General features: G+C 69.1%; 19 protein-coding genes and 1 pseudogene. 9 read left to right on the top strand and 11 right to left on the bottom strand.

Annotation, left to right across the window (positions count from 1 at the left end; all coding sequences use genetic code 11):
- Positions 1–34: 34 nt before the first annotated feature.
- Together ACFY9E_RS19875 and ACFY9E_RS19870 are read right to left on the bottom strand one after the other, a co-directional pair.
- Positions 35–1,006 (bottom strand): cyclase family protein, encoded by a 972-nt coding sequence (locus ACFY9E_RS19875; RefSeq protein ID WP_390985520.1) that lies wholly within the window; start codon positions 1,004–1,006, stop codon positions 35–37.
- Positions 1,003–1,155, bottom strand: a pseudogene (locus ACFY9E_RS19870) (fumarylacetoacetate hydrolase family protein); the annotation flags it as partial. The pseudogene ACFY9E_RS19870 and the gene ACFY9E_RS19875, both read right to left, overlap by 4 nt.
- Between ACFY9E_RS19870 and ACFY9E_RS19865 the strand changes: the two are divergent.
- The gene (locus tag ACFY9E_RS19865; protein WP_390985518.1) at positions 1,149–1,976 is read left to right on the top strand and encodes a LysR substrate-binding domain-containing protein; all 828 of its coding nucleotides are present in this window, start codon (positions 1,149–1,151) and stop codon (positions 1,974–1,976) included. The pseudogene ACFY9E_RS19870 and the gene ACFY9E_RS19865 overlap by 7 nt on opposite strands.
- 363 nt (positions 1,977–2,339) lie before the next feature.
- Here ACFY9E_RS19865 and ACFY9E_RS19860 read toward each other — a convergent pair whose 3' ends face one another.
- From ACFY9E_RS19860 to ACFY9E_RS19825, 8 genes are all read right to left on the bottom strand, one after another.
- Positions 2,340–3,623, bottom strand: coding sequence for an RICIN domain-containing protein (locus ACFY9E_RS19860; RefSeq protein ID WP_390985515.1), 1,284 nt, complete (start codon positions 3,621–3,623; stop codon positions 2,340–2,342).
- Between the two features lie 155 nt (positions 3,624–3,778).
- Complete coding sequence (locus ACFY9E_RS19855) at positions 3,779–5,710, bottom strand: glycosyl hydrolase 53 family protein (protein ID WP_390985512.1); 1,932 nt, start codon at positions 5,708–5,710, stop codon at positions 3,779–3,781.
- Positions 5,711–5,840: 130 nt separating this feature from the next.
- Positions 5,841–8,051 carry a family 43 glycosylhydrolase gene (locus ACFY9E_RS19850; RefSeq protein ID WP_390985510.1) on the bottom strand — a complete coding sequence of 737 codons (2,211 nt, stop codon included), beginning with the start codon at positions 8,049–8,051 and terminating at the stop codon, positions 5,841–5,843.
- Between the two features lie 4 nt (positions 8,052–8,055).
- A complete protein-coding gene (locus tag ACFY9E_RS19845; protein WP_390985507.1) occupies positions 8,056–9,405 on the bottom strand; it encodes a right-handed parallel beta-helix repeat-containing protein in 1,350 nt (449 codons plus the stop codon).
- A gap of 118 nt (positions 9,406–9,523) precedes the next feature.
- The gene (locus ACFY9E_RS19840) at positions 9,524–10,114 is read right to left on the bottom strand and encodes an ABC transporter permease subunit (protein ID WP_390985505.1); all 591 of its coding nucleotides are present in this window, start codon (positions 10,112–10,114) and stop codon (positions 9,524–9,526) included.
- A gap of 417 nt (positions 10,115–10,531) precedes the next feature.
- A complete protein-coding gene (locus ACFY9E_RS19835) occupies positions 10,532–11,770 on the bottom strand; it encodes a cellulase family glycosylhydrolase (protein ID WP_390985502.1) in 1,239 nt (412 codons plus the stop codon).
- Positions 11,771–13,044: 1,274 nt separating this feature from the next.
- Positions 13,045–14,037 (bottom strand): PaaX family transcriptional regulator C-terminal domain-containing protein, encoded by a 993-nt coding sequence (locus tag ACFY9E_RS19830; protein WP_390985500.1) that lies wholly within the window; start codon positions 14,035–14,037, stop codon positions 13,045–13,047.
- A gap of 779 nt (positions 14,038–14,816) precedes the next feature.
- Positions 14,817–16,427, bottom strand: a complete 1,611-nt coding sequence (locus tag ACFY9E_RS19825; protein WP_390986602.1) for a protein kinase — start codon at positions 16,425–16,427, stop codon at positions 14,817–14,819.
- A gap of 280 nt (positions 16,428–16,707) precedes the next feature.
- Between ACFY9E_RS19825 and ACFY9E_RS19820 the strand changes: the two genes are divergently transcribed.
- From ACFY9E_RS19820 to ACFY9E_RS19790, 7 genes are all read left to right on the top strand, one after another.
- Positions 16,708–17,793 carry an S-(hydroxymethyl)mycothiol dehydrogenase gene (locus ACFY9E_RS19820; protein ID WP_390985497.1) on the top strand — a complete coding sequence of 362 codons (1,086 nt, stop codon included), beginning with the start codon at positions 16,708–16,710 and terminating at the stop codon, positions 17,791–17,793.
- Positions 17,793–18,428, top strand: a complete 636-nt coding sequence (locus ACFY9E_RS19815; RefSeq protein ID WP_390985494.1) for an MBL fold metallo-hydrolase — start codon at positions 17,793–17,795, stop codon at positions 18,426–18,428. Before ACFY9E_RS19820 ends, ACFY9E_RS19815 begins: the two co-directional genes overlap by 1 nt.
- 345 nt (positions 18,429–18,773) lie before the next feature.
- The gene (locus ACFY9E_RS19810) at positions 18,774–19,835 is read left to right on the top strand and encodes a chorismate-binding protein (RefSeq protein ID WP_390985491.1); all 1,062 of its coding nucleotides are present in this window, start codon (positions 18,774–18,776) and stop codon (positions 19,833–19,835) included.
- Positions 19,836–20,036: 201 nt separating this feature from the next.
- A complete protein-coding gene (gene folP / locus ACFY9E_RS19805; RefSeq protein ID WP_390986599.1) occupies positions 20,037–20,867 on the top strand; it encodes a dihydropteroate synthase in 831 nt (276 codons plus the stop codon).
- Positions 20,868–21,036: 169 nt separating this feature from the next.
- Positions 21,037–21,399 (top strand): bifunctional 3-phenylpropionate/cinnamic acid dioxygenase ferredoxin subunit, encoded by a 363-nt coding sequence (locus ACFY9E_RS19800; protein WP_390985489.1) that lies wholly within the window; start codon positions 21,037–21,039, stop codon positions 21,397–21,399.
- Positions 21,396–22,559: an FAD-dependent oxidoreductase gene (locus tag ACFY9E_RS19795; protein WP_390985486.1), complete on the top strand. Its 1,164-nt coding sequence runs from the start codon at positions 21,396–21,398 to the stop codon at positions 22,557–22,559. Before ACFY9E_RS19800 ends, ACFY9E_RS19795 begins: the two co-directional genes overlap by 4 nt.
- A 132-nt stretch (positions 22,560–22,691) precedes the next feature.
- The gene (locus ACFY9E_RS19790; protein ID WP_390985483.1) at positions 22,692–23,822 is read left to right on the top strand and encodes an SRPBCC family protein; all 1,131 of its coding nucleotides are present in this window, start codon (positions 22,692–22,694) and stop codon (positions 23,820–23,822) included.
- Positions 23,823–23,885: 63 nt separating this feature from the next.
- Here the strand turns inward: ACFY9E_RS19790 and ACFY9E_RS19785 are convergent, their stop codons facing one another.
- The gene (locus ACFY9E_RS19785) at positions 23,886–24,632 is read right to left on the bottom strand and encodes an IclR family transcriptional regulator C-terminal domain-containing protein (RefSeq protein WP_390986597.1); all 747 of its coding nucleotides are present in this window, start codon (positions 24,630–24,632) and stop codon (positions 23,886–23,888) included.
- 209 nt (positions 24,633–24,841) lie between these two features.
- On the opposite strand from ACFY9E_RS19785, the gene betA reads away from it, so the two are divergent.
- Complete coding sequence (gene betA, locus ACFY9E_RS19780) at positions 24,842–26,500, top strand: choline dehydrogenase (RefSeq protein ID WP_390985480.1); 1,659 nt, start codon at positions 24,842–24,844, stop codon at positions 26,498–26,500.
- Positions 26,501–26,587: the final 87 nt, after the last annotated feature.

Raw genomic sequence — 26,587 nt, 5'->3', positions numbered from 1 at the left:
CGTCCGGGTGCGGCCCGCCCGGCAGTCCAGGGCGTTACTTGACGGCGATGGGATTCACCGGTGAGCCGACGGAACCGGTGATGGGCAGTGGCGCGGCGGTGAGCCAGAACTCGTACCGGCCGTCGGCGGCGCAATGCGTGGCGAGGGCGTCGAGGTCCCACATCTCACCGATGAGCAGACCGATGTGAGGGATGGCGACCTGGTGCAGCGGCTGGAAGGCGTGGTCGAACTCGTTGGGCCGCACCTCGAAGCCCCAGGTGTCGGTGGCGATCCCGGCGATCTCGCTCCGGTGCAGCCAGCCGGCCGTGCTGAAGCTCAGTCCCGGCGCCGGCCCGCCCGCGTAGTCGCCCCAGCCTTCGTGACGGGCGCGGGCCAGCCGCCCGGTGCGCACGAGGACCAGGTCGCCACGACCGACGGTCACGCCGTGCGCCTCGGCGGTTGCGGTCAGGTGCTCCTCGGTGACGGCGAAGCCGTCGGGCAGTTCGCCGTCCTGGCCGATGACCAGGCCCACGTCGAGGAGGACGCCCCGCCCGGCGACGTGCGGAGCCATGTGCTCGATGCCGGTGACCAGGTCGCCTTCGGACGTGACGACCTTCTCCGCCGGGCGGCCGTTCCACGCCTTGCCGTGATCGAAGATGTGCCCGAGCCCGTCCCATTGGGTGGAGCACTGCAGGGGCATGACGATCACGTCGTCGGCGCCACCGAAACCGTGCGGAAAGCCCTGGCCGCCCAGAGCGGCGTCGGTGCCGGTGGCGAGCATGGTGTGCACCGGGTTGGTCCGCCGCCGCCAGCCTTTCTGCGGGCCGTCCATGTCGAAGGCCTGGGACAAGGAGAAGCTGACGCCGTCGCGGATCAGGGCCGCGCCCTCGCGGCGCTTGGCCTCGTCGAGGAAGTTGAGCGTGCCGAGCACGTCGTCCTCGCCCCAGCGGCCCCAGTTCGAGTACGCCTTGGCGGCCTCGGCGATCGCCGCCTCGGGATCGGTACGGTCGATACGGTCGGCGCTCATCGGTCCTCCTCCGCGACACAGCGGGTGCGCTGGGCGCCGAGCCCGGTGACCGAGCCGTCCAACACGTCGCCGTCGCGCAGCAGCCTGCCCCAGTGGATGCCGTTGCCGGCCGGGCTGCCGGTGAGGACGAGGTCGCCGGGGAGTGAGCGCGGCCCTGGCCCGGCTGCGCCGCCACTTCGACGACGACCTGCTCGCCCGGGTGGGCGGAGGGTACGAACTGACCGCCCTCGGGCAGGCTCTCCTCGACCGAACCACCACCGCATGCGACCTGCTGGAGCGCGTCTTCGCCAGTCAGGCCGAATTCGACCCCTCCCGCGAGGAACACGAGTTCACGCTGATCGCCTCGGACTACGCGGTTGCCGTCTTCGGCGCCGAGCTCGCCCGCACCATCCAAGCCGAGGCACCGGGAATCCGGCTCAGGTTCAAACAGGTACCGAACGAAATCATCGACAGTACCGGGTCGCTGCTCAGCACCGTCGACGGGCTGCTGCTGCCCCACGGCATCATTCGCGGCTTCCCCACGGTCGAGCTCTACCGGGACAGCTGGGTCTTCCTCGTCGCCGACGACAACCCCGAGGTCGGCGAGCAGCTCAGCCTCGACGACCTGGCCCGACTGCCATGGGTGACGTACCAACGAGCCTACGACGCCCCCGCCGCCCGCCAGATCGCCACACTCGGCATCGAGCCGCGCGTGGCGGTCTCCGTCGACAGTTTCCAGCTGATGCCCCTCCTGGTCGCGGGCACCCGCCGGGTTGCTCTCCTGCAGAGGCGTCTCGCCGACGAGCTGGACGGACTCGCACACGTCCGCATCATGGAACCGCCCTATGACGCCGTGCCGATCCAGCAGGCCTTGTGGTGGCATCCGGTCCACATGCACGACGCGGCGCACATGTGGCTGCGGGAGACGACGGCCCGGGTCGCCGAGGCCGTGGAGGCAGGGCGGCCCACGATCTCCAGTCGACCGGCTTGAGGACGGGTTGGCCTTGCGAGGGTGAAGACGCCGCCGCGCTCCGGCCCTGCCCTCCCCCGCGGTGACGGATACCCACGTCGGGCAGGCGGGCGAGCTGGAGGCCACCCCCCCCCGCGTAGCCGGCGGCGCCCAGGACAAGCACGTTCTTCGCCGGGGCTCGAGGAAGGCGCGGCGGATGAGAGCGAGCCATGCCGACACGGCCGGGCTTGTCGCAGCGGCCACGGTGACGTCGTCGCCGTCGTCGGCACTCCTACGCCCGCGCAGGCCTGTCACTGATGCATCTGCATCACCCGATGGGTCTTTCCGATGGGTGCGCGAAGGAATGTCGGGGCACCGCCCGAGCGGTGCCCCGACGGGTCCTGGTCAGACGCGGCGGCGGGTGAAGCGCTGGTTGGGGTTGCCGTTGTAGGTGTACTGGGAGATGCGTGCGCCGTCGGCGGTCGAGTACTCCCAGACATCCAACGCCAGGCCGGACTGCCGGTTGACGAGGCTGACCACGCCACCGCCGTGGTCGACCACGCGCCACTGCTGGCCGGTGGCGCCGGTGTCCGCCTGCTGGACGACGTCCGCGCCGTTCGCGGTGCCCGTGGGCTGGAGGAACAGGCCGCTGTGCAGTGCCTTGACGCGGACGTGGCCGTCACCGGCGGCGACGAACTCGAACTGCTGGTTGGGGCGACTGTTGGTGGTCCGCTGGACGAGCCCGGCGCCGGCGGTGGTGGAGGCCCCGTTGATCTCGGCGGCCTTGCCGCTGTGCTGGGCCACCAGGCTGTAGGGACCGGGGCCGCTGGGCGATTCGCCCAGCTGAGCCTCCCACCTGGTGTTGGACCCGGACGCGTCAGCCGGGAGACGGTCCCGCGCGGCGGTGTCGCCGTACATGGTCCAGCGGGCCCAGTCGACGACGGTCCTCGGGAAGCGCTGGTCGCTCCAGAAGCTGGTGTGGCTGCCGCCGACGAAGGTGAGGAACGCCTTCGGCCAGGTCATCTCCGAGTACGCCTGCCGGGCCGAGGAGTACGACGTGGTCGAGTCCCGGTCGCCGTGCACGAACAGGACCTTGGCCGAGACCGAACTGGACGGGTTGCCCATGTCCACGCAGGACTGGGGGTTGGCGGAGATGATCCGGCTGTCGGGCCAGGAGGTCAGCAGACCGTGCGTGACCATGCCGCCCAGGGAGTGGCCCGAGACGCCGACGCCGATGCCGGTGTTGATGTGCCCGGCCAGCGGTCCGCTGGCGTTGAGCGCGAGGGTGTTGGTGAGGATCTGTGAGACGTCCTTGGAGGTGTTGCCGTTGTTGACGTCGTTGAAGTTGTGGTTGAAGTGCGGGGCGGGGACGATGAAGCCCGCCGAGGCCAGGGCCCGGATGATGAACAGGGAGTTCTGCGGGCTGCTTCCGTAGCCGTGGGTCATGTTGTACACGGGGAAGACCCCACCCGCGACCGGCGCGTCCGTCACCGGGTTGCCGCCGGCGGTGCCGGTGGCCGGGTAGTAGACGTAGGTGGTGCACGGGCGGCTGCCGCGGGTCCAGTTGTACCGGCGCACGCCGACCGCGAACGGCGTGGTCGGCGCCGTGTCCAGCGGCCCGGCGGCGGCCGGTGCCTGTCCTGCGCCGAGCAGGGACAGGCCCACGCCCGTCGCTCCGGCCGCGCTCATACTGAGGAATGTCCGTCGTCGCATGGTCATGCGATGGCTCCTTGGGTGGGGGATGGGTGGAGCGTTTGGCGTTCCCGGTCATTGCCTCGGACCGCGTGTCAGGTGGAGTGCGGAACACCACCCGCAGCGCCGGCGCGACCAGGAGGCGATGGAGGCTATGAGGTGGTCGAGTCGTGTTCGCCGCGTCCGGTAACGACGTCGATGACCGCCGTGACCGGTCCTGTGCGGGTCGTCCCGGTGACTGTCACCTCACCCGGCCTGTCGGTCGCGCCGGGTGGCAACGGCTGCCAGCGGACCGGGACACTGGTGATCCTGTTGTTGGCGGTGGTGAGCATGCGGAGGGAAGAGGGCAGCCTCGGGGCGGCCCCCACCACGGTGGCGGTGTAGACGGTGTCCTGGAGGATGTGCTTGGCGCGGCTGGCGTTGAAGACGTTGATGGACGCGTGCGGCTCCCACGTGTTCGCCAGTCCGGGTACGGCCCGGAACATGGGCTGGTAGCCGGCCGGCTCCCACACCAGCACCCCTGAACCTCGGTTGTCGACCACGTCGTTGGCGGCCTGAAACACCCTCCGGATCGCGTCCGCCTGGCCCTGAATCGTGCGCGGGAAGGGCGAGTTGGGGACAGGCGAGCCCTCACCGCCCGAGGCGGGGTAGGCGGTTTCGGCGATGTCGATCTCGTAGCCGGGATGGGTGGTGGCCATGGTGTTCAGGTTGTGATCCAGCGCCTCGGGCGTACCGTGCCACTCCGGGTAGTACGAGATGGCCAGCACATCAGGGTTCTGGCCCTTCGCCTTCACCCGGGTGAGGAACTGGTGCCAGAACTCCATGGTCTTGGCGAGCTTGTCCTTGTCGACGATCACATGTATCTCGACCTTGGATTTTGGTGACGCGTCGCGGACGGCCTTCATCCCGGCCGCGGCCAGGGTGGTGAACCGGTCCCATGCCTGGTCGTAGAGCTGTTGCTCCACCGGGTCGGTTGACCGCCAGTACTTCCACAGCAGGCCACCGCCGGGCTTGGACTGGTACACATCGGCCTGGTCGACGAAGTACGGCGGATTCGTCGTGCCGATGTGGGCCGCCTCGCTGCCGTACATGAAGCCGTTGATGATCTCGTTGCCGACGGCCACCTTCTCCGGCGTGGTGCCCTGCCGGATCAACCGCTTCAGATAGCCGGCGGTGAAGTCGTACACGGCCTGGGACAGGTCCGCGAACTCCAGCTCGGCCCAGGCGCGTGGTTTTGGCTGCTTGCTCGGGTCCGCCCATGAGTCCGCGTAGTGGAAGTCGATCCCCAGACCCATGCCCCGCTGCTTGATCCACTTCGCTGAGACCAGCGAGCGCTCCGGACCCTGGCGCGGTATCGGCGTCGGTTGACCGGTGCTCTCGCTGCGCGGCTGGTTCCATATCCGCAGCCGGGTGTGCTGCATGCCGCGGTCCTTGGCCACGTCGAGCAGGTGTGGCCCGGCGCCCCGGTCCCCGGCCAGGGGATCGACCCAGTATTGCTGGTCCTGGACGTCGTCCATCCAGGACAGGTCGGCGCCGAGGGTGAGGTCGTCGCGAAGGTAGTTGAAGACCTGGAGCTCGCTGACACCGGCCAGGGCACGGCCCTGCCCACCTGTGAAGGTCAGCCGGACGAAGCGCGTTGCCGGGCGGGTGAACAGGTGCACTTCGCCTCGCGACACGGCTCGGTTGTGGGACCTGTCGGTGATGGTCTTCCACCGGCGACCGTCGGATGAGGCCTCGACGACGTACCGGTGGGCCACGCCACGGTCCGGGAACATCACCTTGACCTTACGCAGGTTGTCGTAGGTTCCACCGAGATCGACGGTGAGCCACTGCCGGGCGCTGGTACGACCGGGTTGCCAGGACGTCGTCGGGTCTCCGTCGATGGCCAGTCCGGCGTTCGACGAGCCGTCGCCGGCTGTCGCCGAGGCCCAGTCCTTGGCAGCGATATTGCTTTCGATCGGCTTGATGTCCGCGGTCCCGAAGGCCGCATGGGCCGGCGCGGGCACCATGAGTAACGTCGCGGACACCATGGTGACCAACGTCGTCGTGCCCGCGATGACGCGGGGCAGACGCTTGCTGCTCATGTCCTTCTCCTGACGGTGTGACGTACTTGCGCCACGTGCTGTATCGCACGCGGTCGGCCGTCGTTCTCAAGGGCACTGGACGTGACCCTGTACGCTCTGCCGGTCGAAGAGACCGGCAGGGCATGGGATGTCAGCCAGTGGCGGCACCGACATCGAGGTAGTCGACGTTGGGTAGTCCGGCTGCCGTGGTCGGTTCCCATCGGATGGTGTTGCTGCCGGCGTTCAGCGGGACGGTCACGGTCTTGGTCGTCCACGTCGTCCACGCACCGGTGGACTCGAACGAAACGGTCCCCACCGTGGATCCGTTGACGATCAGGTCCGCCGGCCTCGTACCGCTACTGGAGCCATGGGCGAACCGGACCGCCACCGTCGCCGTACCGGCGGTCGCCGGGGTCACCGTGAACTGCGCGAAGGCCCCCACAGCGGCACCGCCGTTGCAGAACCCGCTACCGGAGAAGCCCGCTTGGTCCGAGTCGATCGTGCCCTGGCACACCGCCGGTGCGGTCTCCGCCTCGTACCGCTGTCCCGATGGCGCGTCGGCAGAGGTCTTGACCAACGAGAGTTGGTCGACGGTGACGCCGCCCGAACCCGACGCCCGCACGGTGACGGTGGCGGCCCCACCGGGCAGCGCGATGCCGGTGAGCTCCCGCTTGGCCCAGCCGCTCGACGACGGGATGCCGAGGGTGCGTTGGCTGCCGTTGGCGCCGGTGATCACGACCTGTCCGGCGCTGCCCCGGGCGTGCAGGGACAGGGTGTAGGTGCCTGCGGGCACCGACTCGATCCGCTGCTCGACGCCGCCGCCGTTGCTCACCTGGAGGGCGAAACGAGACCCGTTCACACCACCGTTGACGTTGGTCACCGAACCGCCGAGGTTCCGCCATCCCCGCACACTGGAGACGATGATGCGGTCAGCCTGGATGTCCGGGTTGAGGATGTAGTTGTTCGCCTGCCCCAGACGCCACTCTCCGGTCGTGGCGTTGAACTGCCACTGGCTCACCGAGTGGAACTGCGGCCTCGCGCCGGTCTTGGTTATCGGCACCCACTGGTTGTACCCGATGCCGTTCCAGGCGAAGTCGGCCCAGCGGTCGCCGGCGTAGATCACCGTGTTCTGCTTGGTGCCCTTGACCGTCACGAAGAACCCGGTCTGGGTCACGTGGCTGTAGTCCATCTCGGTGCCGGCAAGGACGTACTCGCTGCTGTACGAGCCCTGAACGTTGCTGCTCGTCGATTCATTGACGTAGTTGACCGAGGTGTTCCAGCCGTGCAGGTCCGACGCCGCGTGGTAGTACTTGCCGTCGAGCTTGAACATGGCGTTGCCCTCGCGACCGGCGCCGCGGCGGATCTCCACGCCTGGCTCGATCCGCAGCGAGTCGGACTCTCGGAACTTGGCCACGAAGCCGCGCGACCGTCCTTCGCGGTTGGAGAAGATCAGGTAGTCCTTGCCGTTGTCGTCGGTGAAGACGGTCTGATCCCCGGTTCCGGTCGTGGGCGAGTTGGTGATCTGGGTCTGGAAGTAGCCGTAGTCGAAGGTGTCGGTGGGTGAGTCGCCCTGCAACAGCAGAACGCCGTGCCCGCCCCTGCCCGTGTGCCACATCTGCACGGCGAGCACGTACGTGCCGGTGTTCTCGTTGTACGAGACGCCGAGCCGCCCGACCCAGCCCGCACCACCCAGGTTGGCGCCGCTGCCCACGCCGGTGGAGCGCGTCGCGACCCGGTTCTCGAACTTCCAGTTCACCAGGTCCTTGGACGAGTACACGGGGATCGAGACGAAGCTGACGTTCCCGTCGTACTTCCTCGTCGGGTTGGCCCGGTAGAGCTCGGCGCCGGTGTAGTGCACGCCGTACCAGTAGTAGGTGTCGCCGAACTTGAAGACCCCGCCGCCCTGCGAATAGATGGGGTTGCCGCTGGTGTCGTTCCAGAAGGTGTTGTTCGTGATGGTCTGGAACGTGCCTTCGTCGGCGGCCTCCAGGTCGGCGGCGGACGTCATCAGCGCCGTCTTGGCGGTGGCGACCTCCGAGGTGGTGGCCGACGTGTCGTCGGCGACACCGGCCGCGGCGGTCAACGCCTTGGCGAAGGGCTTCCAGGAGTCAGCCGTGTACTTCGACGGCGTGCGTGTCCGGTAGTCGGACACCAGGTACTTGAGGCCGCGATCCACCACCGGTGCGGCGGCGGCACCCTGGTCCTGGAGCGCCGTTGCCGATGTCTTCGTCGCCGGTGTCTTCGGTGCAGGTGTCTCCGCCGCAGCGGTGCCCGCCGAGAGCGGTGCCGCTAACGCCACGGACAACAGTGCGGCGGCGGCCACCTTCCAGTACGTCGAAACGACACGCGATCTTTGTTTCACGATGTCACCTTCCATCGTTCTCGAAGGCGCCGAGATCCGGCGCACTTCCGCTGAAGGGCAGTCCCACGGCGGTCCCCTTGTCGATCAGGGCACTGTTCGCCGCGGGACGGAGGTGGGGCAGCACGGGCAGGCTCCCGTCGGCCTGGCGGGGCGCGTCCCAGCCGGACGTCGACACACTCCGGAACTGGGAGTCCGACAGTGGGACGCCGAGGTTCCAGGAGTTGTACGCGGCGTTCGTGCCGGCCATGTACGACGTCGGCGTTCCGGTGTAGGCGATGTTGTTGCGCAGGTTGCCCTGGCCGACGGCGGCGCCGCTCGAGTCGACGCCACGCATGTTGAAGTTGGGGTGGTTTCCGTAGCCGGTGTTGTTGAAGAAGTCGTTGGCCACCGGGTGGTGGTTGGCGTAGAAGCCGGCCGCCTTGTTCAGGAACGCCACCGAGGTACGGACGGTGTGCTTCGGCGCATCGGGTTCGTAGTCGCCCCCGTAACCGCCCGACTTGAAGCCGGCTCCGTTACCGGAGGGCGTCGTCGTCCCCGGGACGTACCCGTTGCGCCAAGCCCACGAGTTCTCGATGATCACAGGCGAGTAGGTGGAGATGAGGTCGAAGCCGTCGTCGGCGTTCCACCACGCGCGGCAACCCCGGAACACGTTCGCGGCGCGGCCGGCCGGCGTGTAATGCGAACCGAACCCGTCGGCGTTCTCGCCGGGCCCGTCATTGCTGCGCAGGTCGTAGTTGTCGTGCGAGTCCGAGTTGAGGACGAGGTTGCCGCCCCCGCCGTTGATGAACAGGCCGGTGCCCATGTGATGGTGGGTGTTGATCTGCTCGAAGACGCCGTTGCTGCCGGAGATCCAGATGCCCCAGGACTCGGCGTTCCGGTTGTTGTTCTGCGGAACGCCCTTGACTTCCAGTCCTTTGAGGTGGATCCAGCTGCCGGTGAGGTCGAAGCCCTTGATACGGCAGTTGTCCGTCATCCGTGAGAAGTCGAAGACCGGTTTCTCGCCCGGCTGGGCCCAGTACCGGATCGGGTTGCCCGAGCTGCCGCTCTTGTTCAGGGTGATCGCGTCGACTTTGGCGGTCTGGCTCGAACAGGCGCTGTTCGCATGGGTGTAGGCGTAGGTGCCGCCTCGGAAGTAGACAGTGTCGCCCGCCTTCGCGACGGTCTGTGCTCGGGCGATCGATGCCCACGGAGCGGCCTGCGTACCTGCTGCGCCGTCGCTTCCGTTCGGGGCGACGTAGTAGGTGTTTCCGGCCGCCGTGGCGCTCGCGGACGCCGAGCCGGGGGCCATGGCGACGGAACTCGCCATGACCACCGAGAGCAGGAGGGCAGGGGTGACGAACTTCGCGGTTCTCACAGCGTCATCTCCCGAGTCAGGTGATTTCCCGAGCAGTGGCAGGGCTCGTGCCTGCGCGAAGAACTCGGCGCAGGTGCGGAAGCTGCTTTTCGAAGGGCGGGACCACGCGCGTGCTTCTTCAGACCTTCATGGCGCCGGCGGCCAGGTCGGCGATGAAGTGGCGCGAGCCGATCAGGAAGACCCCGATCAGCGGGATCACCGGCATGAGCGCTCCGGCGATGACCGTCGACTGGCCGGTGGTGTAGACGCCGTTCAGCTGCTGCACGGCCACCTGCAGCGTCACCTTGCCCGGGTCGGTCATCACGATCAGCGGCCACAGGCAGTCGTTCCAGATGTGGAAGAAGGTGAAGATCCCCAGGAACGCCGGCCCCGGGCGAAGCACCGGCAGCCCCACCGTCCACCACTGACGGAAGAACCCGGCCCCGTCGGCCATCGAGGCCTGGATCAGCTCGTCGGCGATCGCCCCCTGCGCGTACTGGCGCATCCAGAAGATCCCGAACGTGTTGGCCGCACCGGGGTTGATCAGCGCCTTGAGCGAGCCGACCCAGCCGAGCCAGGCCTGGGTGACGAACTGCGGCACCAGCGCCAGTTGCATCGGAATCATGAAGGTGGCCGGCACGATCCAGAACAGCACCCTACGCCCGGGAAAGTCGTACTTGGCGAAGGCGAAGGCGGCCAGCGAGGCGAGGAGCTGGACCAGGAACGTCACGGAATGCCCTTCGTCTCTGCCCGGGCGACCAGTTCGTCGCTCACCGACCGGTCCCAGGTCCACAGCGTGATCTCATCCGAGTCGCCGAGCGAGCGCCGCAGCCCGCAGCCGGCCGTCCGAACCCTCCGGCGGCCGCTCCGGCGCCCGGCGCCAGAAGCCGTCTTCGTGACACTGCCATGGGCGTGTGCACCACCTTCCGAGCGAGCGGCCCACCCCCTGATCGCTCCGGCGGTGACCGAACAGACCTCGCGAACGGCTGCTCTGGTCGAACAGGGGGCGGCGTTCTCGAGGAGGCTCAGCATTGCCGCCGGCACACCGCACACATCGCTGCTCACGAGCGGCGATGTGGGACTCATGGCTCACAGGACGAAGCGGCTGCAGCGCAGCCCGGTACCCGTCGCCGAGTCTCTGGTCCTGCTATGCGCCGGACGGAAGGCTCTGGCCGGCAGCACGGCTGCCGACGCCGCTCATGATGGCGTTGATGATGCCCTGCTGGGTCACCGTGAGGGAGCGCCGGTTGAAGAGTCCGAACCCGTACCGTTCGGTTGTGCCATTGTCCCAGTAGACGGTGGCCGCCCCGTATTTCTTGGCGGTGGCCGTGACGGCCCGTGCGAAGTCCGCGCGATACCTGTTGTTCGACGAATCGAACGACGACTTGTCGATCGCGCCGTACTCGCCGACGACTACCGGATACCCCTTCGTGACGAATGTGTCGTACATCTTCTTGAGCTGCGCGTCCAGGTAGTCTTCCTGTCCCCAGGTCGACGTTCGCGATGGATTGGTCGCCGCTCGTCCCCACTGCGTGATGGTGCCGCTTTCCTCTCCGGCGAAGTCCCACGGGCTGTAGTGGTGAACGGAGATCATGATGCGCCGCTCGTTGGCGGGAATGGAAGGGGATCGATACTGGTCGGACGGAAGCGTGAAGCCGTAGTTCCCTGCTGTGTAATCGATGTTCGTGTTCCAGCCGGGAACGAGCAGCCACCTTGAACTGTTGTTTCCGCCGGTTTTCCGCACGGTGTCCACGAAGATCTGGTTGTAGCTGTTGATGTTCGAGTAGCACGGTTGGGTCGGGTTGCCGTACTGCCCGTCAAACTCCTCGTTCATGGACTCCAGGATCAGGCGCTGGTCGTAGTTCTTGAACCGGTTCGCAATTTGCTGCCAAGCTTTCTGATACTTGGCCTTGATCGTCGTTTGGGAGGGTGAATCGCAGATCAGCCAGGAGCCGTTGATGGTCTTGTATCCGTCGCCGTGCATGTTGATCATCACATGCAGGCCCCTGTTGTAGGCGTAGTTGACGACTTCTTGGATTCGGTTCAGCCAGGAGGGATTGATCGTGTAATCCGGGCCGGGGCCTATGCTTCCCAGGTAGGAGACCGGTATCCGGATCGTCTTGAACCCTGCCGCCCTCACTTTGTCGATGAGAGCTTGCGTTACGGCCGGCTGACCCCATGCCGTTTCGCTGGGGTATCCGTTGGTGGTGGCTTCGAGTTGGTTCCCCAGATTCCATCCCGCGCCCATGTCGGCCACGATCTGCGAAGCGCTCGACTGTGCCACGGTGTCGGCCGATGCCTGATGTGCCGCGCCGTACACGGATGCGGCAACCGTCATCAGGACGGCAAGGAAAACGGCTCTGATCTTCCCTGCTGGTGTAACCATGAGCGTTCCTCTCCTCCAGCCTTGAGGGTGTCTGCCCCCAAGGGGACCTGTCTGTCTGAGTGCGAGCGGCCGGAGCCGCACCGGATGTTCGGCGGTGATGTTCCCGCGGCCAGGCCTGGGAACGTGCACAGTCACATCGCCTTACCTCGCAGGCGTCCGGGAAGCGGCCGGAACGGCGAAGCGCCCGTGCTGTGGATGAGGGCCGGGCGTGGTTGCTCCTCGGCTGAGGATGGATTCCCAGGTGGTTGTGCTGGAGGTGGCGTCGGCGCGAAGGCGGTCGCGGGCCGCGGTGTCGCCGTACGGACTCCACCGCGGGCCGGCGCCGCGGAAGGGGAGGAACGCCTTGGTGGCGGGCAGTTCCCGATATGCCTGACGGGCGGAGGAGAGGGGGCACGTTCCGTCCCGGTCGCCGTGCATGAACAGGATCTTCGCGCGGACCGACGGGCTTGGGTGGGCCATGTCCACGCAGGACATGGGAGACGTCCTTGGACTGGTTGCCGTTGTAGACGTGTTGGCCGCTGAGGCTGGCGAAGTGGGGGGCGGGGGCGATGAGCCCCTCCTCGGCCAGGGGCGGATGATCGCCAGGGACTTCTGCGGGCTGCTGCTGAAGCCGTGCATGAACTCGCAGACCGGGAAGACCGCCTGGGCGACGGGGGCGTTGGCGGCCAAGGACATGCCTGCGCTCGCGGCTCCGGCTGTGCTCAGGCTCGGGAAGCCACGTCGTTGCATGGTCATGATGACTCCTGGTGGGGGGGGGCGGAGCGCCGCTCGGTCGGGTGCCGGGAAGAGCCATCGGCGATGCTGCGGCGGTGACGCTGACCGAGGTGGTGGGGGAGTGGCCGTGGGGGGTGGTCAGGTCGGCGTATCGCGCACGGGGCGGACGTACCGGTCTTGCCCGTGGCAGCGACCGTGGCGGTGATGAAGGTGGCGTGGTCTTGCGAGCTGAGACACGACGAGCCGCTCAACACCGGCCGACCGGTGGCTCGATCATGGCGAAAGCCCTTCGCGACTCACCCGCCCGCCCATCTGACAGGGAGACGGGAATTCCGCGGAAGCGTCGCAGAGGTGCATCTCCTTCCCCTCGTTGTAGGCCGGGCGCTTCTGGGAGCGTTCCCATGGGGTCTCGCAACAGTCAGAGTCCCGATCGGGTGCCGATCTGTCAATCATCGGAGCCCAACTCTGTTGCCTTCGACGCGCATTCGACAGATCGCAGGGCGGGAGGCGCTGTGTGCTGTCCCCGCGGCCCGCCCGGTCACGCTCGCGGCGGTCCGTCGTCAGCCGTGGCCGATGCCCGCACTCATGCCGGCGATCGTATGGGCCCTGATGTCGAGATGCGGCCCCTCCGCGCATCGGGTCACCACAGCGCGGACATGGTCCTGGGCCGGCTGGAGGAGACCGTCGTACACCGCGACGCAGACTTCCCGTGCCCGTGACCGGGGCCAGCCGGGCGGCAGCAGCCCGATGGGGAGCAACGGGTCCAGGATGGGGAAGTGCCGGTAGGCGTGCATGACCTCGGTCCGGGCGCGCACCGCGTCGGCGCCGGTGACGTCGTCGGCGCTGATGTGTGGAAGCAAGCCGCTCCAACGGCTGATGAAAGCCTGGTAGTGCTCGGCGATGCCGGCCAGGTCCCAGGCCTGGACCGGGTTGCGGTCAGCCTCCGTGTCCAGATCCTCCTGCCGGGCGCGGAACACGGTCACCGCTCCCCGCGCCAGGTCTGCCACCTCGATCCGTCCCTTGGGGGTCAGGGGGTGCGGCGACACCCAGAGCGCGTCGTACAGCGGCGCGAATCCGCGCCAACGCAGCGCTGTGCGCAGCGCGCGCCGCCGCGCGCTCTCCTGTTCCGGGACGGAGAAGGCGATCAGTGTCCACTGTCCGTCCCACGAGTCGGGTTGAGTGGTGAACGTGGCGATCGAGCTGGCGCCGCTCCACAGGTCGACGGCGGCCTGCGACGTCAGCCGGTAGGAGCTGTACCGCCCGTGCCGGCTGCTCTCCAGAACCCCTCGGCGCATCAGCCTGCTGATCGTCGTACGGGCGGCGCCCGCGGTCACCTGGAACTCGCCGAGCAATGCCACGATCGCCGCCGACGGCAACCAGGCCCGACCGGGGAACGTGTAGTCGGCGATCAAAGTCACCGCGAGTCCCTGCGGCGAGACGCTGCTCTGCCAGCCGGGCGACCGCACGGGTCCGGCGGCGCCGTCACCCTCGTCGGAGAAGATCTCCTCGAGGTTGGCCAGGTTCGGCAAGGTCGGCTCCGACGCGGTGGACACGGTCGGCACCACTGTAACGGTTGTGAAATCGCCGGGTGGAGCCCTGCCGCGATTGCTCCACCCGGCGGGACCTCCGGGTACCGGTGAAAGCGTCCAGGCAGTGCCTGGTGCGCTGCACCGGTGTACGTGGAGGGCGGCGGCAGCGCACCGTCAGCCTGGCCTGCTGATGACCTGGCGGCGCAGGAAGAGGTTCATGGCGCTCATGGTCAGCACCGTCTGGCCGTGCTGGTTGAGGACCTCGACGCCGGTGGTGACGAGACCGCGATCCGGCTGGAGCGCGAGACTCGGGCGTCCTGGACCGTTGCCCGCAGGGACAGACTCTCGCCGGGTCTGACGGTTGGACCCGGCGCAGTTCGTCGATGCCGGGGGAGGCCGGGCCGGCCACCTTGCTGGCGTGGTGGTCGACATCCATGCGCATCGTGACGGAACAGGTATGCCAGCCGCCGGCGATGAGACCGCTGAACAGGCCCTGCCGGAGGCCGGGCCCCGGGACCCGGCCTCCGGCAGGGCCCGACTGGCCGGCGCACGGCGGAGGTGGGGGCAGGCCCGGCGCCCCTCCGCGCCTCCCGCTCCCGCGCCGCCCGCCTGCTGCCCTGGGCGTCGGCGCTCCGGGGTGTACCGGCCAGTCCTGGTCGGACATCAGGACGGCGACGCGGCGCCATTCAGAGGTCGCAGCCAAGAGTCCGTACCGGAGGGCGGAGGCGACGGAGCGTCACGACCTCAGCGAACCCGGCGCTGGATGGGAAGGCTCGGCATCGCCGTGCCGGCGGGCGCGGCCGTCAGCGCCGGGTGAGGGTGGACGGCGCCCCGGCGGACTGGTCACGGTCGTCGCGCAAGCCCAGGGTGTCTCGGCCGGTCATCGTGACGACGTAGGTAGTGCCGTTGGGGCAGGGGACCTCGGCCGACTGTTCGGTGGGGTGACTGGTGACCGCCTTGAGGACCAGCGAGTCCCTGCGTATCTCCTGTAGTCGCAGGGTCTCGGTGCATCCCAGCTCAAGTTTGGTGTCCACTTCGGTCACCCTGCTGACCTGCTTGCCCGCCGGCTCACCTCGTTGTGCCGCGTGGAGAGTCAAAGTGACGGTGAACCGGTCGGTGCGGGGCTCAGTGGAGCCGTCAGAAGTGGGATTGCCCGGCCCGGTGCCGACCCATGTACCTGCCCAGGCCTCGGGAAGCGATCTGGCAGTGGATGACGGCGAGGACGTCCCGTCGGAGGCGTCATCACCGGAGAAATGCCGCACGAGGAACGTGCCCGCCGCGGCCATCAAGGCCACCGCCATGGTTCCGGCGACCGCCCGGCCGGTACGGCCGGACACCCACCGCCGAACGGCGCCGACAGGCGGCAGGACGGCGGTCTGTGCGTCGGCGGAAGCCGGGCCGTCTTCGGGCTCACGTGACACAGCCGCCACAGACGGCGGTTGCACTGTTGCGGAGATCAACGCTTGCGCCTCCTCCTCCCGCACGGCGAGCTCTCTCTCCAGCCCTTCGGGCATTGACTGCGGCCAGGTACCGCACCGGCCGCCCATGCGTTCCAGCAGCACACTGACGGTGTCGAGCGTGGCCCGCTGCTCGGGGTCCTTGGCCAGACAGGACCGCAGGAGCGGGACCAGGGCCGCCGGAACGCCGTCGAGGTTCGGCTCCTGATGCACGATGCGGTAGAGCAGCACCGCAGGCGAGAACTCGTCGTTCGGGCTGGAAAACGGGCCCCGTCCGGTGGCCGCGTACACCAGTACCGCAGCCAGCGAGAAGACGTCGCCCGGTGTACCCGATTCCCCGGCACTCACCTGTTCCGGCGCCAGATAGCCGGGAGAACCGATCACACCGCCGGTCCTCGTGTGACGCGAGTCCTCCCTCGCGCGCGCGATCCCGAAATCGATGAGCAGAGGACTACGGCGGCCCAACAGCACATTGGACGGCTTGACATCCCGGTGGGCCAGCCCCGCCCCGTGTACCGCTGCCAGCGCCCCGAAAAGCTCGGCCGCCAGTGCCAGGACGCACTGCTCGGACAGCCGGCCGTACTGCCGCACCCACTCCGCCAGGGACGGCGCTGCCACGTACTCGGTGGCGAGCCACTGCGGGCGCTGCCCCGCCGGGCTGTAGTCCACCACCGCAGGCGTCCAGGGCGAGCGCACCCGGTCGCTGTTACGGATTTCCCGCGCGAACCGCTCCTCGAACCCCGGTCCCCGTCCGAACTCGGCACGCACCGTCTTGAGCGCCAGCGGCCGCCCCGACACCGTCCGGGACAGATACACCCGCCCCATTCCACCTTCACCGAGGCGCGCCAGCAGTGGATAACCACCGACAGCTTCCGGATCCGACCCGTCCAGCAACTCCACGCCCCGCCGCCCTCTCAGATTTGCACTGCCGATCAGGTTCAGCCCCCGGACCAGCACAACCAAGCGCCGCATCCGTGGCATCGGTACCAAGCATCACCTGTCACACCCGCGATAGACCATTCTCAGCCACACCGTCGGCAGCCCGAGAACCCGCCACCGGCCGAGAGGTCACGTGGGCGGTCGGGAGGTCGTTCCGGCGGAGCCGGCCGAGTCGACACGGTTGGCGTCAACCTCTTGACCCTCGGCGTGCTTCTCCACGATGCTCGGTTGCGTATGGCGGTGCGTGTATCGAATGAGGCAACGCACTCGCGAGGGTATCCCGCTTGAGGAGCAGCTCATGGCTCACGAGGTTCGTGCCGTCGTCGCCCGGAAGAAGGGCGCACCGGTCTCCGTGGAAACGATCGTCGTCCCGGATCCGGGTCCGGGTGAGGCGCTGGTCAAGGTCGAGGCCTGCGGCGTCTGTCATACCGATCTCCACTACCGCGAGGGCGGGATCAACGACGACTTCCCCTTCCTTCTGGGACACGAGGCGGCCGGTCGCGTCGAGGCGGTCGGAGAGGGAGTCACCGGCGTGGAGCCCGGCGACTTCGTCATCCTCAACTGGCGTGCGGTGTGCGGCCAGTGCCGGGCGTGCAGCAAGGGCAAACCCTGGTACTGCTTCGCCACCCACAACGCCACACAACCGATGACGCTGCTCGACGGCACCCCGCTCTCACCGGCACTCGGCATCGGCGCCTTCGCGGAGAAGACGCTCGTCGCCGCCGGACAGTGCACCAAGGTGGACCCGGCGGCCCCGGCGGCGGCAGCCGGACTGCTCGGGTGCGGCGTCATGGCGGGCTTCGGCGCGGCCGTGAACACCGGGGCCGTCGGCCGGGGCGATTCCGTCGCCGTCATCGGTTGCGGCGGCGTCGGCATGGCCGCCGTCGCGGGGGCCAGGCTGGCCGGAGCGAGCAAGGTCATCGCCGTCGACATCGACCAGCGCAAGCTGGACCGGGCCATCGCCATGGGGGCCACCCACACGGTCGACGGGGCCAAGGGCGACGTCGTCGAAGCGGTGCGCGAGCTGACGGGCGGCTTCGGCGCGGACGTCGTCGTGGAGGCGGTCGGCCGCCCCGAGACGTACCGGCAGGCCTTCTACGCCCGCGATCTGGCCGGCACCGTGGTGCTGGTCGGCGTGCCCACTCCGGAGATGAAGGTGGAGCTGCCTCTGCTCGACGTCTTCGGGCGGGGCGGCTCACTGAAGTCCAGCTGGTACGGCGACTGCCTGCCCTCGCGCGACTTCCCGGCCCTCATCGACCTGTACCTGGGGGGCCGCTTCGATCTGGACGCCTTCGTCTCCGAGACCATCGGCCTCGGCGATGTGGAGGAGGCGTTCGAGAAGATGCACCGCGGCGACGTGCTGCGCTCGGTGGTGGTGCTGTGATGGCCGGCGCACCGCGCATCGAACACCTCGTCACCAGCGGGACGTTCAGTCTCGACGGCGGGACCTGGGACGTCGACAACAACGTCTGGATCATCGGTGACGACGACGAGGTGGTCGTCATCGACGCGGCACACGACTCCGACGCCGTCCTGGAGGCCGTCGGTGACCGCCGCCTGTCGGCTGTCGTGTGCACCCACGCCCACGACGATCACGTGCGCGCCGCACCGGACGTCGCTCTGGCCACTGGCGCGCCCATCCTCCTGCACCCCGACGACGAGGTGCTGTGGAAGATGGTGCACCCCGCCCGACGGCCCGACGGCCCGCTCGCCGACGGCGACGAACTCATGGTGGCGGGCATCGGCCTGCGTGTGCTCCACACGCCCGGACACGCTCCGGGTGCCGTGTGCCTGTACGCCCCCGAACTGGGCGCGCTGTTCAGCGGGGACACGCTGTTCGCCGGAGGACCCGGCGCGACCGGGCGCTCGTACAGCGACTTCGGCACGATCATCGGCTCCATCGGTGACCGGCTGCTGACCCTCCCGGGCGAGACGGTCGTGCACACCGGACACGGTCGGACGACGACCGTCGAGGCGGAGGCGCCGCACCTGGAGGAGTGGGCCGCCCGCGGCTGGTGACAGGGCGCACCCAGGCCGGCCGGGGCGTTCGCGTGCCCGCGTGTCCGCGCGGGTGAGGTCCGCGAAGGAGAACCCGCCCCGGCCGACGCGCCCGCGAGCCCGTCGGTACGCCCGTGTACCTGACCGGCATGCCCGCGACCCCGGCCCTCGTGGCCGTTCCCTCGGCCGTCGTGGGCTGCCCCCTCCGACGTGGTGGCCGTTCCCCTCAGCCGTGGTGGCCCTGCCGCGACCGCGATGGCCCTGCCCCGACCGTCGTGGGCCGGGCCGTGCCCCCGGCCGTCGTTGCCCGGAACGACCGTCACGACCGAGGACCATCCACCCCGTCGGCCCCCTGGACGAACCGCCGTGCACGCTCCCGCCCCGATGGCCCGCTTCGGCGGCCTCGTCGCCACTGATCTGCGCGAGGTGACCAGCGATCCCGCCGCCCTGGAGTCCTCCGGCTTCTGGGCGGTCGTCGCGGACTTCGAAGGCCGCCTGGTCTGCGCGCGGTTCGGCAGGCTGCGTCCCGCGCAGGTGCCCGCTCCGCGGGCCGGCGCCTGGCTGGGCCCTGCCGCCGGCGACTGGACCTCGTCACTGGACCGCACCGCCTACACCGCGGGCGTGCGCCGTATCCGCGCACACATAGCGGCGGGCGACGTCTACCAGGCCAATCTCTGCCGCGTGCTCTCCGCGCCCCTGCCCGACCCGGCCGCCGCCGACATCGACGCGCTGACCGCGCTGCTCGCCCGTGGCAACCCCGCACCCTATGCCGGTACGGTCCGGCTTCCCGCGCACGGCGTCGAAGTGGCCACCGCCTCGCCCGAACTCTTCCTGCGACGCACCGGCCGGACCGTGGAGTCCGGGCCGATCAAAGGAACGGGCCGTACGGCGGACGATCTGCTGGAGAAGGACCATGCCGAGAACGTGATGATCGTGGACCTGGTCCGCAACGACCTGGGGCGGGTCTGCGCCACCGGATCCGTGACCGTTCCGGCCCTGTGCGCCGTCGAGCGGCACCCGGGCCTGGTGCATCTCGTTTCCACCGTGCGCGGGGAACTGGCGCAGGGCGCGGGCTGGCCCGAGCTGATGGCCGCTACTTTCCCACCGGGTTCCGTGACCGGCGCGCCCAAATCCAGCGCCATGCGCATCATCGACGTCCTGGAGACCGCACCCCGCGGCCCCTACTGCGGTGCCGTCGGCTGGGTCGACGCCGACCGGGGGACCGGTGAACTGGCCGTGGGCATCCGCACCTTCTGGATCGACCGTGCCACCCCGGCGGGGCCGGTGCTGCGCTTCGGACCGGGTGCCGGCATCACCTGGGGGTCCGACCCCGTGCGGGAGTGGGACGAGACCGAACTGAAGGCCTCTCGGCTGCTCACCCTGGCGTCGAGGCCGCATGGCCAGGACGAGGCCTTCCACCTCCCTTGACAGTGCCGCGCGGCCGTCCTCACACTCGTTGCTCAAATCGCACATTGTTCCTCTATATGCAACGAGGTCTGGTCTCATGGTGATTCCCGGACACCCCCTCGCCGACCCGCCCCGAGTCGCGTGAGCACCGCCGCCCGGCCCGGCCAGGTCGCTTCGGCGCTCCATCCGCGAGGTCTGCCCCGCCTCGACCGGGCCCTGGTGATGGGCATCGTGAACGTCACGCCCGACTCGTTCTCCGACGGCGGGCGGTGGTTCGACCCGGAACGGGCCGTCGCGCACGGCCTCGCGCTGCTCGACGAGGGCGCGGACATCCTGGACGTGGGTGGCGAGTCGACCCGGCCCGGCGCCGCGCGCCCCGCCGTCGAGGAGGAACTGCGGCGCGTGCTGCCGGTCGTCCGCGAACTCGCCGCCGCGGGCGCGACGGTCAGCGTCGACACCATGCGGGCCGAGGTCGCCGCCCGTGCCATGGAGGCCGGCGCCGCCCTGGTCAACGACGTCTCCGGCGGACTCGCCGACCCCGGGATGCTCCCGCTGATGGCGCGGGCCGGTACGCCCTACGTGCTCATGCACTGGCGAGGGCACTCCACGGGGATGCAGGCGAACGCCGTATACGACGACGTCGTCACCGACGTGGTCCACGAGTTGCGGGCGAGAGTCGACGCGGCCCTGCGCGCCGGGGTCCCGGTGGACTGTCTCATCGTCGACCCGGGGCTCGGGTTCGCCAAGCACCCCGAGCACAACTGGCGGCTGCTCGGCCGCCTCTGGGAGGTCGCCGCGCTCGGCCGGCCGGTCCTGGTGGGTGCGGCGCGGAAGTCCTTTCTGGGCCATCTGCTGGCGGACCCGGAGACGGGGCGGCCCCGGCCGCCGCACCTGCGGGACGCGGCCACCTCGGCGGTGTCGGTCCTGGCCGCCGCGCAGGGCGCCTGGTGCGTGCGCGTCCATGACGTCGCCTCGACGGCCGACGCGGTGCGGGTGACCGCTCGGTGGGGCCTCGAATCCGCGGCGGCGCCGCTGCCGATGCCCCGGTCCTGAGAGGTGCTCCGCTCTGACCTGCGTTTCTCATGGCGCAGGGCGTTGCGTATCAAGCAACAGAAAAGAGAGGTGTCGACCGTCCCGCGAACTCCTTGACAAGGATTCGCGGGCGCCCTCAAACTGACGTTGCGTTCACCGCAATCCGTTTCGCTATACGCACCGAGGTGTCATGATGATTGCCGCGTGCCGTCTCGTGGATCTGCCCCGAGGCGAGGCCCACAGGCTCGACATCGACCCGCCGGTCTCGGTGTTCCACACCGATGACGGCGAACTCTTCGCCATCGACGACACATGCACCCACCAGGACGCCTCGCTCGCCGACGGCTGGCTGGAGGGCTGCGAGGTCGAATGCCCGCTGCACGCCTCGAAGTTCAACCTCAAGACCGGAGCCGTCGACGCCCCGCCGGCCAAGCTCCCGGTGCGCACGCACGAGGCCTTCGTCGAGGACGGCATGATCTACGTCCGGCTGTCCACGGCAGCCCCGAACCTGCCTCCCTGCATCGCCGCCCGGCTCGCCGGGGGCGTCGCGTGAGGACCGTGGCCGTGGTGGGCGCGTCGCTGGCCGGTCTGTCGGCGGCGCGCTCGCTGCGGAAACAGGGGTACGACGGACGGCTGGTCGTCATCGGCGACGAAGCCCATCGCCCGTACGACAGGCCACCCCTGTCCAAGGAGTTCCTGGCCGGCGGCATCGGCGAGGCCGATCTCGCGCTGGAGCCGGACGGCGAGGACCTGCAAGCGGAGTGGCTCCTCGGAGCCCGCGCCGCCGGACTCGACGCCACGCCCCGCGCGGTACGGCTCGCCGACGGCAGGGAGGTGCGGGCGGACGGCATCGTCATCGCCACCGGCGCCGCCGCCCGGACCCTGCCCGGCATGGACGGACTGGCCGGTGTCCACACCCTGCGCACCCTGGACGACGCCCGCGCCCTGCGGGACGAACTGGCCCAGGGTGGACGCCTGGTCGTGATCGGCGGCGGCTTCATCGGTGCCGAGGTCGCCTCCACCGCCCGCGCCCTCGGCCTGGACGTGACCATCGTCGAGGCGGCGCCCACACCACTGGCCGGACCGCTCGGCCCGGCCATGGGGCGCATCGTCTCCGCCCTCCACGCGGACCACGGTGTACGCCTGTTGTGCGGCGTGGGCGTCAAGGGGCTGAGCGGCGAGAGGCGCGTCGACGCGGTCCTGATGGAGGACGGCCGGAGCATCCCCGCCGACATCGTCGTCGTGGGTGTCGGGGCCCGTCCCTGTGTCGAGTGGCTGGCCGGATCCGGCGTCGCACTCGACGACGGTGTCACGTGCGGTGCGGACGGCCGTACCAGCCTGGCCGGGGTGGTCGCGGTCGGCGACTGCGCCTCCTGGTACGACCCGCGCGCAGGCGCCCACCGCCGCGTCGAGCACTGGACCGGCGCCCGGGAACGCCCGGACGCGGCCGTCGCCGCTCTGCTGTCCTGGGGCGAGTCCGAACCCGGCCTGCCCCGGCCGCCGTACTTCTGGTCCGACCAGTACGGTGTGAAGATCCAGTTCGTCGGCTACGCGGCCCGCGCCGACAGCGTGACGATCGAGGAGGGCAGCGTGGACGATCGCAACGTCCTGGCCGTCTACCGGCGTGCCGGACACCCGGTCGCCGTCCTCGGGATGAACCAGCCGAAGCTGTTCATGCGCTGGCGCAAGCACCTCGCGGCCACAACGCCCTGACAGGGCCGCAGACCTCGCTCTCACAGCCTCTGCCGCGCACGAAAGCGGCGCTGCTCCTTACTCGACGACGTCCGGTGTCACTCGTCCCGGCGCGTGCATGCCCGATCCACGACGTTCCCCGAGGAGTGCACTGTGACCTCGACCGGCCTGCCGGAAAGCCTCATCGCCACCCTTCCCGGCTCCTCCTACACGGATCCCGAGCTCTTCGCCCAGGAGCAGGAGCACATCTTCGAGACGATGTGGTTCTGCGCCGTGCGCGCCACCGACCTCGCCGGGCCCGGTGCCTTCCGGACCGTCGAGGTGGGCCGCGAGAGCATCCTGATCACCCGCGCACGGGACAACTCCGTACGCGCCTTCCTCAATGTCTGCCGGCACCGCGGAGCCAAGCTCTGCACGGCGGAGAGCGGCGAGGTCAAACGCGCCTTCCAATGCCCCTATCACGCCTGGACGTACGACCTGACGGGCAAACTCGTCGCGGCACCCAACCTCACCAAGATGCCCGACATCAGCCGCACCGAGTACGGCCTGGCGGCCGTGGCCACGCGGGAATGGCTCGGCTACGTGTGGGTGTGCCTCGCGGAGAACCCGCCCCCCTTCGACGAGGTCGTGGGGGATGTCGTCGCGCGCCTGGGCGACACCGAGTTGATCGAGCACTACGACATCGACCACCTCGAAGTCGGTCGACGGATCGTCTACGACGTGAAGGCGAACTGGAAGCTCATCGTCGAGAACTTCATGGAGTGCTATCACTGCGCGACCATCCACCCCGAGCTGACCGAGGTCCTCCCCGAATTCGCCGACGGGTACGCCGCCCAGTACTACGTGGGACACGGCGCGGAGTTCGGCTCCGAGGTCAAGGGCTTCACCGTCGACGGCTCCGAAGGCCTGGACCGCATTCCAGGTATCACCGAGGACCAGGACCGCCGCTACTACGCGATCACCGTCCGGCCGCAGGTCTTCATCAACCTCGTGCCCGATCATGTGATCTTCCACCGGATGTACCCGGTCGCCGTGGATCGCACCATCGTCGAGTGCGACTGGCTCTACCTCAAGCACGTCGTCGAGAGCGGCAAGGACGTCAGCCGGTCGGTGGAGCTCTTCGACCGCGTCAACCGGCAGGACTTCGACGCGTGTGAGCGCTGTCAGCCCGGGATGAGCTCCCGGCTGTACGCCAAGGGCGGGGTTCTCGTGCCCAGCGAGCATCACATCGGCGAGTTCCACACCTTCGTGCAGCAGCGGCTGGGCAGGGGGCGGCCACAGTAGCGGCGGTTCACGGGTGGGCCGGCGCCCGGTGTGCGGGGCGCCGTCGAAGGCGGCGCGGCGGGATCAGCCCAGGTAGCCCATGCGATGGCTGATCTCGTCCGCGCCCTTGACCAGTACCGGAGCGAGGTCGTGCATACGGTCCTCGGTGAGCCGGTACGCCGGTCCGGAGGCGCTGATCGCCGCGATGACCTCTCCGTCCCTGTTGCGGACCGGGGCGGCCATGGCATGTAGTCCGATCTCGAACTCCTCCAGGGTCCAGGAGTAGCCACGCTCGAGCGCCTCGGCGAGGTTCTTCTCGAGCTTGGTCTTCGCCGTCAGGGTGCGGGGGGTCACCTTCTTCAGACCGGCCGCCGACAGCAGCGCGGCACGCTCCTTCGCCGGCATGTGGGCCAGCAGGATCTTGCCGCTGGATGTGGCGTGCAGCGGCGTCAGCTGGCCGACCCAGTTGAACGCCGTGACGGCACCCGGGCCGCGCACCTGGTACAGGTTGATCGCGTACTGCTCCTGCATCACGGCGAGGTTCACGGTCTCGCCGATCTCCTCGGCGAGACGCTCGCAGACCGGGCGGCTCTGCTGGGTGATGTCGATGCGGCCGGTGACCGCGCCGGCGAGGCGGACGATGCCGAAACCGAGGCGGTACTTGCCGCGCTCGCCCGCCTGCTCCACCAGGCCGCGCCCCTCCAGAGCGCCCAGCAGCCGAAACGCGGTGGACTTGTGGACGTCGATCTCGGCGGCCACCTCGCTGACACCGGCCTCGCCTCGCCGCGCCAGGATCTCCAGCACGGTGATGGCGCGGTCGACGGACTGCACCCCACCGGTCGGCGCGGTTGTCGTTTCGGTATCTGGATGGTAGTTGCTCACAACGCAACTATACGGGCGTTAAACATAGCCGACAGCGGTGCAGGTCACGGGCTTGACGCCCACCTCGCGCAAGTTGCGTTGTTCGCAACCTGGTGCGCATGGCGATACGGGTACTAGCATGCCGCGCATTCTCAACGGCGCGAGCGAGACGAGGCCCCATGGCTCACTTGCAGTACGACTTCGTCATCGTCGGTGGTGGATCGGCCGGCAGTGCGCTGGCCAACCGGCTCTCCGCGGAACCCGGCAACCGGGTACTCGTTCTGGAGGCGGGCAGGCCCGACTACCCCTGGGACGTCTTCATCCACATGCCCGCGGCACTGACCTACCCGATCGGCAGCCGGTTCTACGACTGGAAGTACGAGTCCGAACCGGAGCCCCACATGGGCGGCCGGCGCGTCTACCACGCGCGTGGCAAGGTGCTGGGTGGTTCCAGCAGCATCAACGGCATGATCTTCCAGCGCGGCAACCCCATGGACTACGAGCGCTGGGCGGCCGACCCGGGCATGAAGACCTGGGACTACGCGCACTGCCTGCCGTACTTCCGGCGGATGGAGAACTGTCTGGCCGCCGACCCGGACGACGAGTTCCGTGGCCACGACGGCCCTCTCGTCCTGGAACGCGGCCCTGGGGCCAACCCGCTCTTCAAGGCCTTCCTGAAGGCCACCGAGGAGGCGGGCCACGCCCCCACCGATGACGTGAACGGCTACCGGCAGGAGGGTTTCGCCAGGTTCGACCGCAACGTCCACCGAGGCCGCCGCCTGTCGGCCTCCAAGGCCTACCTCAAGCCCGTGCGAAAGCGCCCCAACCTCACGGTCCGGACGCGCACCCTGGTCACCCGCGTCCTCTTCGAAGGCAAGCGCGCCGTCGGCGTCGAGTACCGGCGTGGGCGCGGCAGACCCCAGCGGGTGTACGCCCGCGAAATCATCCTCTGCGGGGGCGCGATCAATTCCCCGCAACTGCTCCAGCTCTCGGGCGTCGGCAACGCCGAGGAACTGCGCGCGCTCGGCATCGACGTCGTACACGATCTGCCGGGTGTCGGCGAGAACCTCCAGGACCACCTGGAGGTGTACATCCAGTACGCCTGCAAGCAGCCCGTCTCCATGCAGCCGTATCTCGCGAAGTGGCGCGCCCCCTTCATCGGGCTGCAGTGGCTCTTCCGCACCGGCCCCGCCGCGACCAACCACTTCGAAGCGGGCGGCTTCGTCCGCGGCAACGAGGACGTGCCCTACCCCAATCTGATGTTCCACTTCCTGCCCATCGCGGTCCGCTACGACGGCTCCGTGCCCGCCGGCGGACACGGCTACCAGGTGCACGTCGGGCCCATGTACTCCGATGCCATCGGCTCGGTGAAGATCAAGAGCAAGGACCCGGCCGAGCACCCCGCGCTGCGCTTCAACTACCTCTCCACCGAGCAGGACCGCCGCGAGTGGGTCGAGGCCGTCAGGGTCGCCCGCGAGCTGCTCAACCAGCCCGCCATGGCCCCGTACAACGCCGGGGAGATCTCGCCGGGACCCTCCGTCGAGACCGACGAGGAGATCCTCGCCTGGGTCGCCAAGGACGGCGAGACCGCGCTGCATCCGTCCTGCACCTGCAAGATGGGCACCGACGAGATGGCCGTCGTGGACCCGGCCAGCATGCGGGTGCACGGGGTGGAGGGGCTGCGGGTCGTCGACGCGTCGGTGATGCCCTACATCACCAACGGCAACATCTACGCGCCCGTCATGATGATCGCGGAAAAGGCGGCCGACCTCATCCTCGGGAAGGACCCGCTGCTGCCGTCCACCGCCGCGTATTACCGGCACCGGTCCCTGCCGTAACCAGCAGTTTTCAGACAGTCGGCAGGCCCGGAGGCGATTCGTTCCGGGCCGGCCGGTGTGGCCTCCCCGCGGCTGTCTCCTTGGTGA

It is taken from the genome of Streptomyces sp. NPDC012466, assembly GCF_042955215.1.
Taxonomy (GTDB): domain Bacteria; phylum Actinomycetota; class Actinomycetes; order Streptomycetales; family Streptomycetaceae; genus Streptomyces.
This window is presented reverse-complemented; position numbering and strand designations above follow the sequence as displayed.

Coding starts and splice junctions, on each gene's coding strand:
- ACFY9E_RS19875 (WP_390985520.1), bottom strand. CDS start 1,006: ATGAGCGCCGACCGTATCGACCGTACCGATCCCGAGGCGGCGATCGCC.
- ACFY9E_RS19860 (WP_390985515.1), bottom strand. CDS start 3,623: ATGAGCGCGGCCGGAGCGACGGGCGTGGGCCTGTCCCTGCTCGGCGCA.
- ACFY9E_RS19855 (WP_390985512.1), bottom strand. CDS start 5,710: ATGAGCAGCAAGCGTCTGCCCCGCGTCATCGCGGGCACGACGACGTTG.
- ACFY9E_RS19835 (WP_390985502.1), bottom strand. CDS start 11,770: ATGGTTACACCAGCAGGGAAGATCAGAGCCGTTTTCCTTGCCGTCCTG.
- ACFY9E_RS19820 (WP_390985497.1), top strand. CDS start 16,708: ATGGCTCACGAGGTTCGTGCCGTCGTCGCCCGGAAGAAGGGCGCACCG.
- ACFY9E_RS19815 (WP_390985494.1), top strand. CDS start 17,793: ATGGCCGGCGCACCGCGCATCGAACACCTCGTCACCAGCGGGACGTTC.
- folP (WP_390986599.1), top strand. CDS start 20,037: ATGGGCATCGTGAACGTCACGCCCGACTCGTTCTCCGACGGCGGGCGG.
- ACFY9E_RS19800 (WP_390985489.1), top strand. CDS start 21,037: ATGATGATTGCCGCGTGCCGTCTCGTGGATCTGCCCCGAGGCGAGGCC.
- betA (WP_390985480.1), top strand. CDS start 24,842: ATGGCTCACTTGCAGTACGACTTCGTCATCGTCGGTGGTGGATCGGCC.